At 72.3% G+C, this 16,287-nt stretch carries 18 protein-coding genes; 9 read left to right on the top strand and 9 right to left on the bottom strand.

What is annotated here, in order from left to right:
• Positions 1–24: 24 nt before the first annotated feature.
• Together ACFWM2_RS11345 and ACFWM2_RS11350 are read right to left on the bottom strand one after the other, a co-directional pair.
• Positions 25–408 carry a DUF3037 domain-containing protein gene (locus ACFWM2_RS11345; RefSeq protein ID WP_383276331.1) on the bottom strand — a complete coding sequence of 128 codons (384 nt, stop codon included), beginning with the start codon at positions 406–408 and terminating at the stop codon, positions 25–27.
• Complete coding sequence (locus ACFWM2_RS11350; protein WP_383276334.1) at positions 405–1,160, bottom strand: HipA family kinase; 756 nt, start codon at positions 1,158–1,160, stop codon at positions 405–407. Before ACFWM2_RS11350 ends, ACFWM2_RS11345 begins: the two co-directional genes overlap by 4 nt.
• Positions 1,161–1,329: 169 nt before the next feature.
• On the opposite strand from ACFWM2_RS11350, the gene ACFWM2_RS11355 reads away from it, so the two are divergent.
• Positions 1,330–1,797, top strand: coding sequence for a Rieske (2Fe-2S) protein (locus ACFWM2_RS11355; RefSeq protein ID WP_383276337.1), 468 nt, complete (start codon positions 1,330–1,332; stop codon positions 1,795–1,797).
• Positions 1,798–1,807: 10 nt separating this feature from the next.
• On the opposite strand, the gene ACFWM2_RS11360 is transcribed toward ACFWM2_RS11355, so the two are convergent.
• Complete coding sequence (locus tag ACFWM2_RS11360; RefSeq protein ID WP_383276340.1) at positions 1,808–2,458, bottom strand: cysteine hydrolase; 651 nt, start codon at positions 2,456–2,458, stop codon at positions 1,808–1,810.
• 156 nt (positions 2,459–2,614) lie between these two features.
• Here ACFWM2_RS11360 and ACFWM2_RS11365 point away from each other — a divergent pair, with 156 nt between their 5' ends.
• The gene (locus ACFWM2_RS11365) at positions 2,615–3,088 is read left to right on the top strand and encodes a pyridoxamine 5'-phosphate oxidase family protein (protein WP_383276343.1); all 474 of its coding nucleotides are present in this window, start codon (positions 2,615–2,617) and stop codon (positions 3,086–3,088) included.
• An 84-nt stretch (positions 3,089–3,172) separates the two neighbouring features.
• Here the strand turns inward: ACFWM2_RS11365 and ACFWM2_RS11370 are convergent, their stop codons facing one another.
• Entirely contained in the window at positions 3,173–4,075 is a 903-nt protein-coding gene (locus ACFWM2_RS11370) for a LysR family transcriptional regulator (protein WP_383276346.1), read from the bottom strand.
• A 74-nt stretch (positions 4,076–4,149) separates the two neighbouring features.
• On the opposite strand from ACFWM2_RS11370, the gene ACFWM2_RS11375 reads away from it, so the two are divergent.
• Positions 4,150–5,085, top strand: coding sequence for a DMT family transporter (locus tag ACFWM2_RS11375; protein ID WP_383276349.1), 936 nt, complete (start codon positions 4,150–4,152; stop codon positions 5,083–5,085).
• A gap of 123 nt (positions 5,086–5,208) precedes the next feature.
• On the opposite strand, the gene ACFWM2_RS11380 is transcribed toward ACFWM2_RS11375, so the two are convergent.
• Positions 5,209–6,540: an aminotransferase class I/II-fold pyridoxal phosphate-dependent enzyme gene (locus ACFWM2_RS11380; protein ID WP_383276352.1), complete on the bottom strand. Its 1,332-nt coding sequence runs from the start codon at positions 6,538–6,540 to the stop codon at positions 5,209–5,211.
• A 35-nt stretch (positions 6,541–6,575) separates the two neighbouring features.
• Between ACFWM2_RS11380 and ACFWM2_RS11385 the strand changes: the two genes are divergently transcribed.
• Positions 6,576–7,265: a pyridoxamine 5'-phosphate oxidase family protein gene (locus ACFWM2_RS11385; protein ID WP_383276355.1), complete on the top strand. Its 690-nt coding sequence runs from the start codon at positions 6,576–6,578 to the stop codon at positions 7,263–7,265.
• 252 nt (positions 7,266–7,517) lie between these two features.
• Here the strand turns inward: ACFWM2_RS11385 and ACFWM2_RS11390 are convergent, their stop codons facing one another.
• From ACFWM2_RS11390 to ACFWM2_RS11400, 3 genes are all read right to left on the bottom strand, one after another.
• Positions 7,518–8,486 carry a DMT family transporter gene (locus tag ACFWM2_RS11390; RefSeq protein ID WP_383276358.1) on the bottom strand — a complete coding sequence of 323 codons (969 nt, stop codon included), beginning with the start codon at positions 8,484–8,486 and terminating at the stop codon, positions 7,518–7,520.
• A 308-nt stretch (positions 8,487–8,794) separates the two neighbouring features.
• The gene (locus ACFWM2_RS11395) at positions 8,795–9,805 is read right to left on the bottom strand and encodes a DMT family transporter (RefSeq protein ID WP_383276361.1); all 1,011 of its coding nucleotides are present in this window, start codon (positions 9,803–9,805) and stop codon (positions 8,795–8,797) included.
• 336 nt (positions 9,806–10,141) lie between these two features.
• On the bottom strand, positions 10,142–10,693 hold the full coding sequence (locus ACFWM2_RS11400; RefSeq protein WP_383276364.1) for a Clp protease N-terminal domain-containing protein: 552 nt from the start codon (positions 10,691–10,693) through the stop codon (positions 10,142–10,144).
• 195 nt (positions 10,694–10,888) lie between these two features.
• Between ACFWM2_RS11400 and ACFWM2_RS11405 the strand changes: the two genes are divergently transcribed.
• Positions 10,889–11,077, top strand: a complete 189-nt coding sequence (locus ACFWM2_RS11405; protein ID WP_383276367.1) for a hypothetical protein — start codon at positions 10,889–10,891, stop codon at positions 11,075–11,077.
• Positions 11,078–11,228: 151 nt separating this feature from the next.
• On the top strand, positions 11,229–11,657 hold the full coding sequence (locus ACFWM2_RS11410) for an SRPBCC family protein (RefSeq protein WP_383276370.1): 429 nt from the start codon (positions 11,229–11,231) through the stop codon (positions 11,655–11,657).
• Positions 11,658–11,743: 86 nt separating this feature from the next.
• On the opposite strand, the gene ACFWM2_RS11415 is transcribed toward ACFWM2_RS11410, so the two are convergent.
• Positions 11,744–12,382, bottom strand: a complete 639-nt coding sequence (locus ACFWM2_RS11415) for a PadR family transcriptional regulator (RefSeq protein WP_383276373.1) — start codon at positions 12,380–12,382, stop codon at positions 11,744–11,746.
• A 265-nt stretch (positions 12,383–12,647) separates the two neighbouring features.
• Between ACFWM2_RS11415 and ACFWM2_RS11420 the strand changes: the two genes are divergently transcribed.
• The 3 genes from ACFWM2_RS11420 (at position 12,648) to ACFWM2_RS11430 (ending at position 16,258) form a co-directional block, all read left to right on the top strand.
• The gene (locus ACFWM2_RS11420) at positions 12,648–13,499 is read left to right on the top strand and encodes a class I SAM-dependent methyltransferase (protein WP_383276376.1); all 852 of its coding nucleotides are present in this window, start codon (positions 12,648–12,650) and stop codon (positions 13,497–13,499) included.
• A gap of 64 nt (positions 13,500–13,563) precedes the next feature.
• Positions 13,564–14,007, top strand: coding sequence for a GNAT family N-acetyltransferase (locus ACFWM2_RS11425; RefSeq protein ID WP_383276379.1), 444 nt, complete (start codon positions 13,564–13,566; stop codon positions 14,005–14,007).
• Positions 14,008–14,212: 205 nt separating this feature from the next.
• Entirely contained in the window at positions 14,213–16,258 is a 2,046-nt protein-coding gene (locus ACFWM2_RS11430) for a hypothetical protein (RefSeq protein WP_383276382.1), read from the top strand.
• Positions 16,259–16,287: the final 29 nt, after the last annotated feature.

A 16,287-nucleotide genomic window follows, 5' to 3' on the forward strand; every position in this document is an offset into this window, starting at 1 on the left:
GGCACACGGGGTGCCTGTGATCCATTACCTCACCAGCAGGTCCAGCAACCGCTCCGCCTCGACCCGCGGATCCCCCGTGAGCCCGGTGTGCACGGGTCCCGGCTGCACGACGGTGGAGCGGGGCGCGATCAGCCACCGAAAGCGCCGCCCGGCGTCGTCGCCCGCCGCCTGGCCTGCCGCTTCACCACCGGTGCAGACTCCCTCGACGGCACGCAGCGCGGCCCGTACGCCCGCCACGTCCGCGTCCGGGTCCAGCGCCCGCAGCTTGCCCTCGTCCAGATGGGTGCGGGCGGCCACGAACGACCGGGCGCGGCAGTAGACCAGCACCCCCGCGTTGAAGCACTCGCCGCGTTCGACCCGTGGCACCACGCGCAGCAACGCGTACTCGAAGACGTCCCGCTCGCTCACTTCTCCCCCTTGATGCGCTCGTGGATGTCGGCGGCCCGGGCCAGCAGCGGCTCCGCGTAGGCGCGGCGCAGCGCGTCGGCCGAGTCGAAGCCCGGCTCCCCGGCCAGCCACGCCTCGGGGATCTCCGCGGTCACCTCGGCCAGCAGCTCCTCGGTGACCAGGGGGGCCAGCTCCGCGGCGGCGGAGGCCACATCGGGCCGGAACGGGGCGAGCGCGTGGTCGGAGGCGTCGTACGGCTTGGCCGCGGAGGTCTGCCATCCCGGCCAGTTGTGGTGCCAGATCATGGTGGCGCCGTGATCGATGAGCCAGAGCTCGCCCTGCCGCATCAGCAGGTTCGGGTTCCGCCAGGAGCGGTCGACGTTGTTGACCAGCGCGTCGAACCACACGACACGGCCGGCCTCCTCGGGGCTCACCTCGAAGGCGAGGGAGTCGAAGCCGAGGGCCCGGGACAGGAAGTCCATGCCGAGGTTCGGGCCGCCGCTGGACTTGAGGAGCTCCTGCACCTCCTGGTCCGGCTCGCCGAGCCCCAGCACCGGGTCGAGCCCGATGGTCACGAGGCCGGGCACCCGCAGACCGAGCCTGCGGGCGAGTTCACCGCAGACGACCTCCGCGACGAGCGTCTTGCGCCCCTGGCCGGCGCCGGTGAACTTCATGACGTACGTCCCGAGATCGTCGGCCTCGACGAGTCCCGGCAGCGAGCCGCCCTCACGCAGGGGCGTGATGTAGCGGGTCGCGATGACTTCCTTGAGCATCGCCCCAGGCTACTGGGGTGTTCGGGGGCGCCGGGCGCGCCCGGTGGGCGGCTCGGTCGCGGCAGGATCTCGATTGGGTCAACATGCCGCCCCCGGGTGAACGGCCTGCGCGGGCGACTCGTACACCTGAGTGGACCGATGTCACGTCCGTTGAAGGGGAGACGCCAGCATGACCAGCGAATCGTTTGAGCCCGGGCCGGTATCGGGACCGGGCCGCCGCGCCGTGGTGGCGGCGGTCGGGGCGGCCGGGATCGCCGTCGCGCTGACCGCGTGCGGGGACGAGAAGAAGTCGTCCGGTTCCACCGAGGTGAGCGGAGGCGCCTCGGGCGGCGGAGCGGGCGCGGGCGGGGGAACCGTCATCGCCAAGACCGTCGACATCCCGGAGGGCGGTGGAAAGCTCTTCGCCGACCAGGGCGTGGTGGTGACCCAGCCGACGGCGGGCACGTTCCAGGCGTTCTCGTCGAAGTGCACCCACCTCGGCTGCGCGGTGAAGGACATCTCCGGCGGCGTCATCAATTGCCCTTGTCACGGAAGCCAGTTCTCCGTTGCGGACGGCAGCGTGAAGAAGGGGCCGGCGACCAAGCCGCTGCCCGCCGCCAAGATCTCCGTGGACGGAGACTCGATCACCCTCCTGTGAACCACCCGGCTCACCTTCGGGGTTCGCGCCGCGGCCCCTTGAGGCAGGCCAGCACCTCATCCGTGGTCGCGACGGTGGCGACCAGGGCGAGCGTGTTGCGGATCATCGCGGGGGTGTAGTCGGAGGGCACCCCCGCGATGGCGTCCGAGGGCACGACCACCGTGTAGCCGCGGTTCACGGCGTCGAACACGGCGTTGGGAATGGCCACGTTGGCGGAGACGCCGCTGACCACCAGCGTGCGGCAGCCCAGATTGCGCAGCAGCGGATCGACGTCGGTGCCCGAGATCGGCGACAGCCCGTGCAGCCGTCGTACGACGAAGTCCTCGTCGGTCACCTCGATGGGCGGTACGACACGCACGGCGGTGGTGCCCGTCAGCTGTTGCACGGGCAGTCGGGCGGCCGCGCGGAACAGCCGGGCGTTGCGGTTGGCGCCGCGCCCGTCCGGCCGGCGCTCGGCGATCGCGTGGATCACCTGCACCCCGCTCTCGTGCGCGGCGGCGACGAGCCGGGCCACCTGCGCGAGCGCCCCCGACGAGCGGGCCTCCTTGGCAAGTTCGGGCAGCGCGCTGTCGAGACCCACGACGCCCTGCTGGCACTCGACGGTGAGCAGCACCGTGGTCGCGGGGTCGAGGAGTTCACTGAGCTGTTCGTACGACGGCATGGCTCCCCCTGGTCGCGGACGGTCGAGCGGGCGAGACTAACGACCATTGCGTACGGACGGAAGACAGCCCATGCTTTTCTGACGGCATGTCAGAACTTTTCTGACAGCACGTCATAATCCGAAGTCCGGCGTGCACGCCGGAGAAGAGGGGACCGCATGGCCGTCACTCAGCGCCGGGGCCGCAGGATCATGATGACCCCGGGCGAACTGGACGAGTTCCTGACCAGCCAGCGCACTTGCCGCGTCGCGACGGTCTCGGCCGACGGCGCGCCGCACGCGAGCACCCTCTGGTTCGCCTGGGACGGCACCTCGCTCTGGCTGTACTCCATCACCCGCAGCAAACGCTGGGCCGACCTGCGCCGCGATCCGCGCGTCGCGGTCGTCGTGGACAGCGGCGAGGAGTACGGCGAGCTGCGCGGCGCCGAGCTGTCGGGCACCGTCGAGTTCGTCGGCGAGGCCCCTCGCACGGGCGAGCCCTGCCCCGAACTCACCTCTGTGGAGCGGCTGTTCGCCCGCAAGAACTTCGGCATGGACGACCTGCCGCACGACGGCCGGCACGCCTGGATGCGGCTGACGCCCGACGCGGTCGCGTCCTGGGACTTCCGCAAGATGGCTGCGCCGCAGCTCTGAACTCGGCCGTGTCCGACCGTGGCCGTGACCCCCGTGCCCGTGGTCGGGCTCCGGAACGGCCGCGGACGTGCGACAGGGCCCCGCTCAGGCGACAGCCCGTCCCGCCACCCGCAACGCCTCCACCGCCGCCCGGATCGACGGGCGGCGGTCGGCGTCCGCCCGCCACACGACGTAGACATGCCGCCGCACCCGCTGCTTCACCGGGACCGTGACGACTCCCGGGGGCATCGGGTGGCGGCCGAGCAGGGGCGCGATGCACACGCCGAGGCCCGCGGCGACGAGGCCGAGCTGGGTGTGCGTCTCCGCGGCGCGATGACCGATGTGCGGCTCGACGCCCTTGGAGCGCAGCGTGAACATCAGCCACTCGTGGCAGAACTCGCCCTCGGCCCACGTGATCCACTCGTCGTCGGCGAACTCGTCGAGGTCCACTTCCGTACGGTCCGCGAGCCGGTGCCCGGCCGGCATCGCGACATCGGCGGGGTCGTCCAGGACAGCCGCCTTGACCAGCCCGTCGGGCAGGGGCATCGGCTTGTTGTACCAGTCGAGCACCACCGCGAGGTCGAGGTCGCCCCGCACCACACCGGCCACCCCGGCCTCCGGCTCCAGCTCGCACGAGCGCACCCGCAGCCCGGGATGCGTGCGGCGGAGCGCGGCCAGGGCGGACGGGAACAGTCCGCGCGCGGCGGTCGGGAACGCCGACAGCCGCAGCTCGCCCACCACCTGACCGCGCTGCGCCTCCAGATCGGACTGGGCCAGCTCGACCTGGGACAGGATGCGCGCGGCGTGATCCGCGAGCAGCCGCCCGGCGTCGGTGAGCCGGACCCCCCGGCCGTTCTTGGCGAGGAGCTGCTGCCCCACCTCCCGCTCCAGCTTGGACATCTGCTGGGAGACGGCCGAGGTGGTGACGTGCAGCCCGTCGGCGGCCCCGCTGACCGAGCCGTGGCGGGCCAGGGCGTCCAGGGTGCGCAGGCGCTCCAGATTCAACATGTAAGCGATGCTACGAGATATTGCTTGAGAAATCTCGCTTGTGCTACGAGGTCGACTGCTTCATCGTTACGTCCATGAGCACCGTCACCACCCCGAGCGGCCTTGCCTCCACCGCCCCGCCCGGACGTCGCCGCACCCCCCTCGACTGGCGGATCCGCTTCGGCGTCCTCTCCCTGATCTGGGGTTTCAGCTTCCTCCTCATCAAGGTCGGCACGGACGGATACGCGCCGTTCCAAGTCACCCTCGGGAGGCTGGTGTTCGGTACGGCAGTGCTCGCGGTGGCGATGACGGTCAAGCGGGAGCGTCTGCCACGCGGGGCGCGCACATGGGGCCATCTCGCGGTCGCCGCGCTCCTGTTGAACGCGCTGCCGTTCTCACTGTTCGCCTACGCCGAGCTGACGATCCCGTCCACGCTGGCCGGCATCTGCAACGCGACCTCACCTCTGTGGGGCATGGCCCTGTCGATGGTCGCCCTGTCCGAGGACCGACCGACCCGGCTCAGGGTCGCGGGCCTCGGCCTCGGCTTCCTCGGCGTGCTGACCGTCCTCGGCGCCTGGCAGGGCTTCAACGGCCTGGACGCCACGGGCACCGCGATGGCCCTGCTGGCCTCGCTGTGCTACCCCATCGGCTGGATCTACGTCCGCCGCACCCTGGCCGGCACCGGCCACTCGCACCTCTCCCTGACCGGCGCCCAGTTGCTGCTGGCCACGGTTCAACTCGCCGTCGTCACACCGCTGTTCACCAGCCTGCCGACGCACTTCCCGCTCGTCCCGCTGCTCGCGGTCACGGCACTGGGTGCCCTCGGCACGGGGCTCGCCGTACTGATCCAGTACGGCCTGGTCGACGAGGTCGGTCCGACCACGGCCCAGATGGTCACGTACTTCATCCCGGTCATCGCCACCGCGGCGGGCGTCGCGCTCCTGAGCGAGCCGCTGGCCTGGTCGACGCCCGTCGGCGCGGTGATCGTCCTCGCTGGCGCGGCACTGACCCAGGCCAGGGGGCGTCGGTGACAGCTATGCGCGGGCGCGTGTAGGTCCCGTAGACGCGGGCGGGCGCAGATCCCGTTGGTGCGGGCGCGCTCACCGGATCCGCGCGTACCCGCCCTACCCGTGACGCCCGGGCACCAACCGGCCCTACACGTACCGCCGTTCCGGCATCGAGCCGATCGCGGAGGCGACCGCGTCCGCCATCGGCACGACGTCGTGCGGAGCGAACGTCGAGATGGTGATCCTGATGCCGGGCGGCGCGCCGATCCGGAAGCGGGCCCCGGGCGCGACGGCCCAGCCCGCGTGCAACAGCCGGGCAACCGCGCCCGTCTCGTCCGGGACGGGCACCCACACGTTCATCCCGCTGCGCCCGTGGGCCGCGATCCCGCGCTCGGCGAGAGCGGCGATCAGCGCCTCACGGCGCAGGCCGTACGCGGCCGCCACGGCCCGCGGGTCCACCGCGTCGCTGGTCCACAGATGCACCACGGCCCGCTGCAGCAGCAGACTCACCCAGCCGGGCCCCAGCCGCTGCCGCCCGCGCACACGGTCCACGGTGACGGGGTCACCGGTCAGGACGGCCAGCCGCAGGTCGGGGCCGTACGCCTTGGCCGCGGAGCGGACGACGGCCCAGCTGTGCGTCACGCCGACGAGCGGATGCAGCGGCAGGTCGACGATCCGATGGCCGTGGTCGTCCTCGATCAGCAGGGTCTCCGGGTGCGTCCGGAGCACGGACCGCAGGGCACGCGCGCGCCGGGCGGTCACGGCGGCGCCGGTCGGGTTCTGCGCCCGGCTCGTGACGATCAGAGCGCGCGCACCCGCCGTCAGGGCGCGTTCCACGTCGTCGGGGTCGGGCCCCTCCTCGTCGACACCGACCGGAACCGCGCGCAGACCGAGCGCGGGCACGAGGTCGAGAAGGCTGCCCCAGCCGGGATCCTCCACGGCGACGGCGTCCCCGGGCTTGAGATGGGCGGCCAGTACGCGCTCCAGGGCGTCGAGCGAACCGGAGGTCACGACGACCGGCCCGTCCGGCACCCCGTCCGCGTCCAGGTCCGCGCGGGCCAGCCGCGCGAGGTCGGCGTCGACGGCCGCCTCCCCGTACATCACGGGTTCCCGGTCCGCCCGCCCCGCGGCCACCGCGAACGCCGCGGCGAGGCTTGGCAGCAGGGCGGGATCGGGGTTGCCGTCGGCCACGTTCCGCACGCCCGGCGGGACGTCGACGCGGATGTGGTCCCGAGCCGTGGTGGCGGGCTTGGGACGGACACGGCTGCCCCGGCGTCCGGCGGTCTCGATGACCCCGCGCTCCCGCAGCGTGCGATAAGCAGCCGCGACCGTATTGGGATTCACGCCCAGATCGGCCGCCAACTCCCGCATCGGCGGGAGCACATGGCCCGGCTGGAGATCTCCGGCACCCACCGCGCGCTCGACGCTCGCGGCAATCTCGGCTGCGCGGCGCCCTTCGATCCGATACTCTCCTAGCACAAACAGGATTATGCACTAGTACAATGGAGAACGCAATGCCGGAGACGAGCACCCAGCCAGGGACGACGCAGCCCGCTGCCTACACCCCGACCGACCGCACCGTCCCCACCCGTGCCAAGGAGCGCGCCGCCTACGACCACGAGCTGGTGCACTCGATACTCGACGAGGGTTACGTCTGCCATCTCGGCTTCGTCCGCGACGGCGCGCCGGTCGTGCTCCCCACCCTGTACGGACGCGTCGGCCGGCGGCTCTACGTGCACGGCTCGACGGGTTCGCGACCGCTGCGGATGACGGGCCAGGCCGACCCCGGGCTGCCCGTCTGCCTGACGGTCACCCATGTCGACGGCCTGGTCCTCGCCCGGTCCGCCTTCCACCACTCGATCAACTACCGCTCCGTGGTGGTGCACGGCATCGCCCACGAGGTCACGGACCCGGAGGAGCGGCGCACGGCCCTGGACGCCCTCGTCGACCACGTCGTGCCCGGCCGCTCCTACGACTCCCGGCCCGCCAACGCCAAGGAGCTGGCCGCGACCGCCGTGATCAGCCTCGACCTGAACGAGGTCTCCGCCAAGGTGCGCACCGGCGGTCCGAACGACGACCGCGAGGACCTGACGCTCCCCCACTGGACCGGCGTCGTGCCCCTGACCAAGGGATACGGCACGCCGATCCCCGCCGACGACCTGGCTTCCGGCATCGAGCTGCCGGACTACCTGACGACTCTGTGAGGCGAGGGCGGGCCTGAGGGGACCGCCCTCGGCGGAAATGGGTGGGTGCGGGCCCGCCACGACCCGACCCGGCTCGGGCCCACGCCCGTACCGCAATCGCACCCGCACCGGCACCGGCGCGCGGCCCCGCGATGGGACCCGCGCCCGGATCCGCCGCCGGACTGGCGTGCGCCCGGACCCCGGACCGACACCCGCACCACTCGCACCGGCACCCGGACCCCGGACTGGGGGACCCTCGAGTCCGCTCCCCCGTCAGACGAGCGCCGTCTCCTCCCGAGGTGCCGTGCGCGTGGCCGCCGAGCCCGCGTCGCACGCCTCCGCCACCGCGAGCCCCGCGACCGAACCCAGCATCAGCAGCGTGCCGACGACGGTCGCAGCCGTCAGGCGCTCACCCAGCAGGCCGACCGCGAGGACCGCGGCGCTCACCGGCTCCAGGAGCATGATCACCGACACGGTGGCCGACCGGACCACGGCCGCACCCGCGAAGTACAGGGCGTAGGCGACGGCCGTGGGGACGGCGGCGATGTACGCCAACAGGGCCAGGATGTGGGCGGGTTGGGCGGTGTGCGGGACGAGGCCCTCGGCCAGACCGAACGGCAGCAGGAACACCGTGGTCACGGCGAACGCCCACACCGACGTACCGGCGGAGTCGATCCCGCCGTCCCGGCCCCACCACCGCGTGAGCAGCGTCATCAGGGAGTACCCCGCGGCCGACGCGACGGCGAGGGCGACACCCCACGGCCGTACGGTCGCTCCCCCGCTGCCGAGCACCAGCACCGCGAGCCCGGCGAGCGCTCCCGCGACGGCGGTGACACCACCCCGCCCGAGCCGCTCGCCCATGGTCAGCCGGGCGCCGAGGGCGATGAGCACGGGACCGGCACCGAGGGTGACGACGGTGGCCACGGCCAGGCCCGTCGCCTCGACCGCGGCGAAGTAGGCGGTCTGGAAGACGGCGAGCCCGGCGCCCGTGACACCGAACCGCAGCGCCTTGCGGCCGAGCGGTTCACGTACCGCGGGCCTGACCCGCGGGCGCAGCAGTCGCACGGCGAGCAGCAGGACGAGTCCGCCCGCGCAGCGCCAGAAGGACAGCGCGACCGGCCCCATGTCACTGGACCGGTAGACCAGTGACGCGGCCGCACCCGCGGTGCCCCAGGCGACACCGGCGACGATCAGATAGAGGAGGCCTCGCCCGACAGGCAGGCCGGAGACGGCATTCGACATGTGTTCTCTCCGCAAAGACGCAGAAGCTCGGGAAAGGACCACGTCGCCACGGGCACACCGACCGCGCCACCGGTGCACGGCATACGGAAGCCGGTGCATGGCGTACGGGAGCCGACGCGCGGGTCACGGCCGAGCGTGCGCGGGGCACGACGGCCGGCGCGCGGAGCGCGGGCGTACGCAGGGTCCTGGGACTTCTTCTGCGGGCAGCACCGTCCGCCCGGCGGCAGTGGCCGGGTGTTGATCCGGGGAGCCCGCCTCAGGCGGCCGGAGGCGGAAGAACGAGTGCGCGCGAATGCATGATCAGCACACTAGGCGGCGGTGCCCCGCGCGGACAACTCCCTTTCGGCGTCGTCCGCACCGGCCGCGACCGGCTCCCCCGCGGCCTTCACGGGCGTCGCGGACTGCGCGATGAACGCGCCCACGAGTACGACGCCACCACCGATGATCTGCGGCGCCGACAGGTGCTCACCCAGCAGGATCCAGGCGAGGACCGTCGCGATGACCGCCTCCAGACAGGCCACGACACCGGCCACCTGCGGCGAGAGCATGCGCACCGACACCACGCCGGTCACATACGCGACGACGGTGGCGATCAGCACGATCCAGCCGAGCAGCAGTGCGGCCGAGACGGAGGTGCCGTTCATGTCCGCGCTTCCCCCGAGCACGGACCAGTCCATGGTCCAGGGCCGTGCGACGACGGTCAGCACGAGGGTGCCCACGAGCAGCCCGTACGCGATGACGCCGAGCGGATCCGGCGCCTGGGCGCCCGCGTCGCTGCCCTGGTCGGACAGGACGAAGTAACCGACCTGGCAACAGGCGGCGCCCAGCGCGAGGAGCAGCCCCAGGACGTCGAAGCTCAGCCCCGACCACACCTCGACGACACAGGCGAGGCCGCCGACCGCGAGGACGACACCCAGCGCGGCGGCGCGCGTCACGGGCCGTCGCTGCACGAACCGCACCCAGCCCAGCACCAGCGCGGGCGCGAGGTACTCGACGAGCAGCGCCACCCCCACCGGGATCCGGGAGATCGAGGCGAAGTAACAGGCCTGGACACCGGCCACGGCCAGTAGTCCGTACCCGGCGAGCAGCGCGGGACGTCGCCGTACCAGCGAGCGGTGGCGGACGGCCAGGGGCAGCATCACCAGCGCGGCGCCGGCGACCCGCAGCCACACCACGTGGAGCGGATCGAGCCCCGCCTCGATGAGCGGCTTCGCCGCGACTCCCGATCCGCCGAAGGCGAGCGCCGAGACGAGGGCGATGCCCAGGCCGACGCCCTTGCCCTGGTGGACCTGACTGCTCGGAGACGTATGCACCGGCACATGATGACAGGCGCGGTCATGAGCGTCACCCCGGATGACACCTGTCTCATACGGTGGACGTGCGGCGGAGCCGCCGACGGTCGCCCCTCACACGCCTCCAGGCGCACGCCTTCATCGGCCGCGTCACCGCCGCCGGGCGCACGCCCTCACCACGCCGCGTCACCGACGGGCACACACTCTCACCGCTCAGCGTCACCGACGGGCGCACACTCTCACCGCTCAGCGTCACTAAGCGCGCCGAGTCATCTCCGAGCGCGCACCCACACCGCACCCCGTCACCGCCCCGAGCGCCGGCTCTCACGCGCCGCCTCGCTCACCGGCCCCGTGCGTGCGGTCTCACCGCACCCCGTCACCGCCCCCGGCGTACTCCTCGCATCCCGCGTCGATGCGCCGCAGCAGCTCACGGGGGTCCACGCCGGCACGCCCCAGCACCTCGACGGCCCGCGAGTCGGGGTCCGCGATGACGGCCGCGAGCATGTCGACCCCGCGAGGCCGCGCGTCGCCGCGTCGTTCCGCGCGGGCGCAGGCGCCGTCCATGGCTCCGGCCGCCACCGGCGACCAGCCCGTGTCGGACGTCATGGCCGGTACGGCGCCCGAGTCCTCGACGGTGCTCTGCCAGCGCAGCCCGTAGCCGATGCTCCGCTGGACGAGATAGCCGAGCAGCCGGGCGACCTGCGGACCGCTGTCGAAGACCGCGCGCACCTCGGGATCGGACTCCAGGAGCGAGTGCAGCAGATGAGCCGTGTCGACCTGCCGGTCCCCGTCCCGCAGTGCCCGCCTGCGCGCACCGGCCACCACCGAGGCCAGCTCGGCAGTGAGCCTGGCGTCGACATCCGGGCGGTGGGGCCCCTGTTCGGCGGCCGGTTGCTGGGGAAGACCGTAGTGCACACCCCTACCCCATCAGCCTCCCGGAAGGGGAGCATCCCCGGCGGGAAGCATCTTGCCGTCCGACACAGGTTGGGCATCCGCGGGTGGGGTCTCCTCCCTACGGATGACATCGCGCCGTCTTCCCTCATGGGCGCGCGCCGCCTTGCCACACGCCCCGTGCGCAACCGCGCCACTCCGGCGCACGTCGGAACTGACATGGAGAGCGGGGGCTGGCTGGTGGCCCTGCCGGCGGTCGACGGCAGGCAGTACGTGTACCGGGTGTACGCCCCCGAGGACGCGCTGCTCGCCGACCTGTTCTGGGAGGCGTGGCACTGCCACGACGAAGGGCCCTACCCGCGCGCGTGGGACCTGTTCGACGCGGCGGAGATACGGCGACTGGGCTGACCGCCACTCGGCGTACCGCAGCCGGAGGGCCGCGCCGGGCTCTCTCCACAATTCCTGACGGTTCATCAGTATTGAATGTTCCAGGCCCTGCGGCTACGTTCCGCGACACCGTAGCTGCGCTCGGCGCAGCGCCCGACAGAAGGGGTGTCGCATGGCCGAAGTCAGCGCGGAAGCACGGATCGAGGCGCCCGCCGAGAAGGTCTGGGCGCAGCTCACGGACTTCTCCTCGTACGGCGAGTGGAACTCCACGCACACGAACTTCCCGAAGGGCGGCCCCGAAGTCCTCGCGACGGGCGGCACGTTCGAGGAGAACATGAAGCTCATGGGCTTCCCGGCCGAGGTCAACTGGACGATCGAGGAGCTGGAGCCCGCCCGCACTCTGGCGATCCGCGGCAAGGGCCCGATGTCCGTGACCGTCGCCACGCGCTACACACTGATCCCGGACGGCGAGGCAACCACGCTCCGCATAGACGGCGAGTTCACGGGCGCCGCCGTCTCTCTGATGGCGGGCAAGCTCAAGGATTCGGCGACGGCCGCGCTCAACGAGTCCCTGCGCAAGCTGTCCGGTCTGGTGTCCTGAGCCGCTGAGCCCCGACCGAGTACGAAAGAGGCGCCCCGTGGAGAGATTCCACGGGGCGCCGTCCGTTCATGGACCACGGTGGGCCGTCAGTCCTCGTCGGCGAGGATCAGATACAGCTTCTTGCGGGCTTCGTTGATGACCGTCAGCGCCTTGTCGCGCTGGTCCTTGCTGCCGGTCTTCCAGACCTGGCCGAACGCCTCCATCAGACCGAAGCCGGCCTGCCGGATCTCGCTCAGCGCCTCCCAGTCGACCCCGCGCCCGGCCTCTTCCCAGGGCGCGTCGGGACCTTCGTCGGCCGCGGAACGGCCGGCCTCGGTGAGCGCGAACAGCTTCTTGCCGCCCTCGCTCTCACTGGCGATCAGGCCCTCGTCCTCCAGCAGCTGAAGGGTGGGATAGACCGAACCCGGACTGGGCTTCCACGCCCCGCCGCTGCGCTCGGCGATCTCCTGGATCATCTCGTAGCCGTGCATGGGCCGGTCCTTGAGCAGGGCCAGGATCGACGCGCGTACATCGCCGCGTCGCGCCCTTCCCCGCGGACCACCCCGGCCGCCCCGTCCACCCCAGGGCCCCGGGCCGAAGCCGGGTCCGCCGAAGCCGGGACCACCGGGCCCGAAGGGCCCGAAAGCCCCCCGCCGCCCCTCGAAGCCGCCCCGACCCGGATGGCCGGGGCCGCCACGACGTCCCTGTCCGTGTTCGTATCCGAATTCCTGTCCATGGGAACGCATCGCAATCACTCCATTCCATCGTTGATCAGTCGCGATGCGTCAACGATATATCGGAACAGCTCGGCTGGCAACCTCCACCGGACGTACTCACAGCGCTGCCGCCGGAAGGCACACCGAAAGCGGAAGGCGCAGCCGGCCTCCGCATAGGTGATCGGTTCCAAGGGGTTCAGTGGTCGTAGGCGGTCAGTGCGCGCATGACCGGCTGGCCGCGCATGAACCTGGCTCCACCCATCAGCCCGTGGAATCGATCATCTAGGCTCGCTCGGTGACTGATGAGCGGGAGCGGGTGCAGCCGTCGGGAGTGTGGGCCACGGCGGTGGGGGTGGCCAGGGTGCGGGCACTGGAGACCGAGCGGGAGAACGCGCTGTTCCGCGACCCACTGGCACAGGCCTTCGCCACCGCCGGCGGCCTGTGGCCCTCCTCACCGCCGCTGCCCGACGACGAGGCCGCGCGCCGCCGCCGGCTGGCCGTGTCGTTCTCCATCGTCATCAGGACGAAGTTCCTCGACGACCTGTTGCAGCAGGCCTCCGCGTCCGGGGTCCGGCAGGTCGTGCTGCTCGGCGCCGGCATGGACAGCCGGGCCTTCCGGATGGACTGGCCCGAAGGCACCCGGCTGTTCGAGGTCGACACCGCCGCGCCACTGGACTTCAAGGCTTCGGTGCTGCGCCAGGAGCGGGCCGTCGCACGCTGCGAGCGGATCACCGTCGCGGTGGATCTGCGTGAGGACTGGCCGGGCGCGCTGGCCGCCGCAGGGCACGACCCGGCGGTGTCCACCGCGTGGATCGCCGAAGGACTACTGATCTATCTGCCCGAGGACGCGGTGGAGCTACTGCTGGCCCGGATCAGCGCGCAGTCGGCGGCAGGCAGTTGGATGGGGCTGACATTGGGCTCGCGCGGTGTGATCGAGCGCTTCGGCGCGGACGCCGAGCCGGGATCGGCGGCGTCCATGTGGGTCTCGGAGATGCCCGACGACCCGAAGGGCTGGCTGGCCGGGCACGGCTGGGAGGCCGACAGCCACACCCTGCGCGAGCGCGCTGTCGCCTACGACCGCCCGATCAGCACCCCTCCGCAGCGCGAGGAGCGGCCCGGCGGACTGATCTCGGCGGTCCGCCGGTAGCGCGCCTCCAGGCGGTCAATATTCCCTGTCACAGGACACCGGGCAGCGCGATAGCGTGGCGATCATGGCGGACTGGGGTATTCGGCCGGCATCGGTGGCGGACGTCGAGGCAGTGGCCGAGTTGCGTGCGATCGTGCTGCGGGAGGATCTGGACCGGCTCGGGCGGTACGACGTACAGCGGGTGCGGCAGCGGCTGCGAGAGGGATTCGACCCGGCGCACACCTGGGTGATCGAGGTGGGCGGTGCGTTCGCCGGCTGCGTGGCGCTGCGACCGGCCAAGGACTCGCACTGGCTGGAGCACTTCTACCTGGCCCCGCATCTTCAGGGCAGCGGTATCGGCGCGGGCGTGCTGCGCGAGCTGCTGGAGCGGTGCGATCGCAGCGGTGCCCTCGTCCGGTTGAACGTGCTGCAGGGCAGTCCGGCACGACGGCTCTACGAGCGCCACGGGTTCACCGTCGAGACCGAGGATCCGGTAGACGTGTTCATGGTGCGCCCGCTGCCCCAATGAGCGCCGAACCGCCCACCAGCGTGCTCGGTCACCGCCCCACCCGAGCGGTCGGACGTCCCTGCGCCGAGTCACCGGCGTACGCCATGCCACGCCCCAAGACCCCAAACCCGGTTGAGTCGCAGACGGTGATCCGGTGAGATCAGAGGCACGCCGCTCGGCCACGGGCACCACGGCGGGACGGGACCGAAGAAGCCATGGGGTGGGAGTGACGGGCATATCGCCGGCGGCACTGGACGCGGTGCCGTGGGACCGGCTCGAATCGGCGTTGCCACAACACCCCGTCCAGGAGGTGCCCCGCGCGCTGCGGCACCTTGCGCTGGCCGCCGAGGCCGCGACGGAGGAGGACTGCTACCCGCTCTTCTCCTGCCTCGCCGCGGGAAACGGCCGGGTGCCTTCCGCGGCGACCGCCGCGCTCCCCTTCGTCGTCGCGCTCGCCACCGATCCGGTCATGGGGGCGCGGGTCACACTCGTCGAGTTGCTGGACAGCCTGTCCGCGGCGGCGGCGAACGCGGAGCCCCATCTGGTGGACGAGGGGTGGCCGACGGCGTGGCAGCGCCACCGGGGCGCGCTCCTGGCCCTGCTGGCGGATCCGGACCCCGAGGTGCGGCGAGCGGCCCTCCCTACGGCGGACGGCGTCGGACCGCTGCTGGACCGTTGGCGCAGCGAGACGGATCCGACCGTACGACTGCCACTGCTGCTCCAGTTGGGCTCGGTCGCGGCTGCGCACCGCGACCGGGAGAAGAACGCGACGGGACCGGTTGAACACGGCCCCCGGACGGACCGGGCGGTCGAGGAGACACAGACGGTCCTGGCCGACGTGCTGCGCGACGGCGACCCCGTCATGCGGGTCGCCGCCGTGATCGCCTGGTCGTACCTCGACGCGGATGTGCCGGTCCGGCAGCTCGACCTCCTGGCGGAGCTACTGACCGATACCGACGTACGGCCGCAGATCGAGGCGGTCTGGTGGATGCCGGGCGTCGAGGACGCCTTCTCCCACGAGGCCGTCGTGTCATGGGCGGCCGGTCTGTTCGACCACGACCCCACGACGGCCGCCTCGTTCGTGGTCCGGCTGGCCGCCGCGGGAATCCGGACGGCGGACACCGGGCTGAGCCGGGCCGCGCTGGACGAAGCGTGGCGGCTGCTGGTGCGCCGGCCCTCCGCCGCGTCCGCGCTGCTTCCGGTGGCCGGCGAGCTGCTGGCCTGCCCGGACAGCGGTGTCCGGCTCAAGGCGGCCAACCTGCTGGCGATGCTCGGCCCACGGGCGGCCGCGTACGCCGACCGGCTCGCCACCCTCGTCGACGACCCGGGTGAGGACGGGCACTCGTTCGTCGAGGGCACCGTCGGTGACTACGCGCGCTGGGCACTGGCACGCATCGGCGACACCCGCGCCCTCCCGAGGCTGGTGGAGCGGCTGTACGAGCCGTATCGGGAGCACTACTCGCGCGGCTACTGCAACGGCGATCCGCGGCTCCCGGAGATCGAGGACGTGCTGATCCCGCTCCGGGCCCACGCGGACGTCCTGCTGCCGGCACTGCGGGAGGTCATGCGGCACCACGCCACGCGCTGCGGCGGCCGCGGCCCCCTCACGAGCTCCTTCCTGCGCGTCCTGCAGGCATGGGGCCCGGAAGCCCTGCCCGCGCTGCCCGAAGTCGTGGCGTTGATCGACGAGTCGCTGGTGGCCGCCGACGTGCTGGTGGCGATGGGGCCCGGCGCGGCGGCCGCCGAACCCGCCCTGCACCGCTGCGTGACCGACAGCCCCTGGCACCGACGGCAGGCCGCCTGGGCCGCCTGGCGGATCGGGGGCGACGAGGAGACGGCACTGCGGCTGGTCGGCGACGCCGTCCTCAGCGAGGAAGGCCCGTACTACGGGCCGCTCCACCTTCTGGCCGACTTCGGCACCTCGGCCGCGCCGTACGCCGACCGGGTCCGCTACGTCCTGGACCGCACCGAGGGCCTGCACCGGGTGCAGGCCGCGATCACCCTGTGGTCGATCACGGGTGCGGCGGAGCCCAGCGCATCGGTCCTGGAAGAGTTCGTCACGCCGATGGCGGACGGCGACGACAGCTACGGGATCTTCGGTACGGCACTGCACACCCTCGTCCGGATCGGCAAGGTCCGCCCGGCGACGCGTGCCGCCCTCCGCACGGTCCAGGGATTCGACCGGCGTCTGTCGCCCGACTCCGACTACCGGGCCTTCCTCGGCGACGAGCTGCTTCGTGCCGCGATCGACGACGTACTCGCCCTTCCCTGATGCCGGACGGCGGAGCGCCGCGGTGGCGA

Origin of the sequence: Streptomyces sp. NPDC058371 (assembly GCF_042723265.1) — a bacterium.
Classification (GTDB): domain Bacteria; phylum Actinomycetota; class Actinomycetes; order Streptomycetales; family Streptomycetaceae; genus Streptomyces.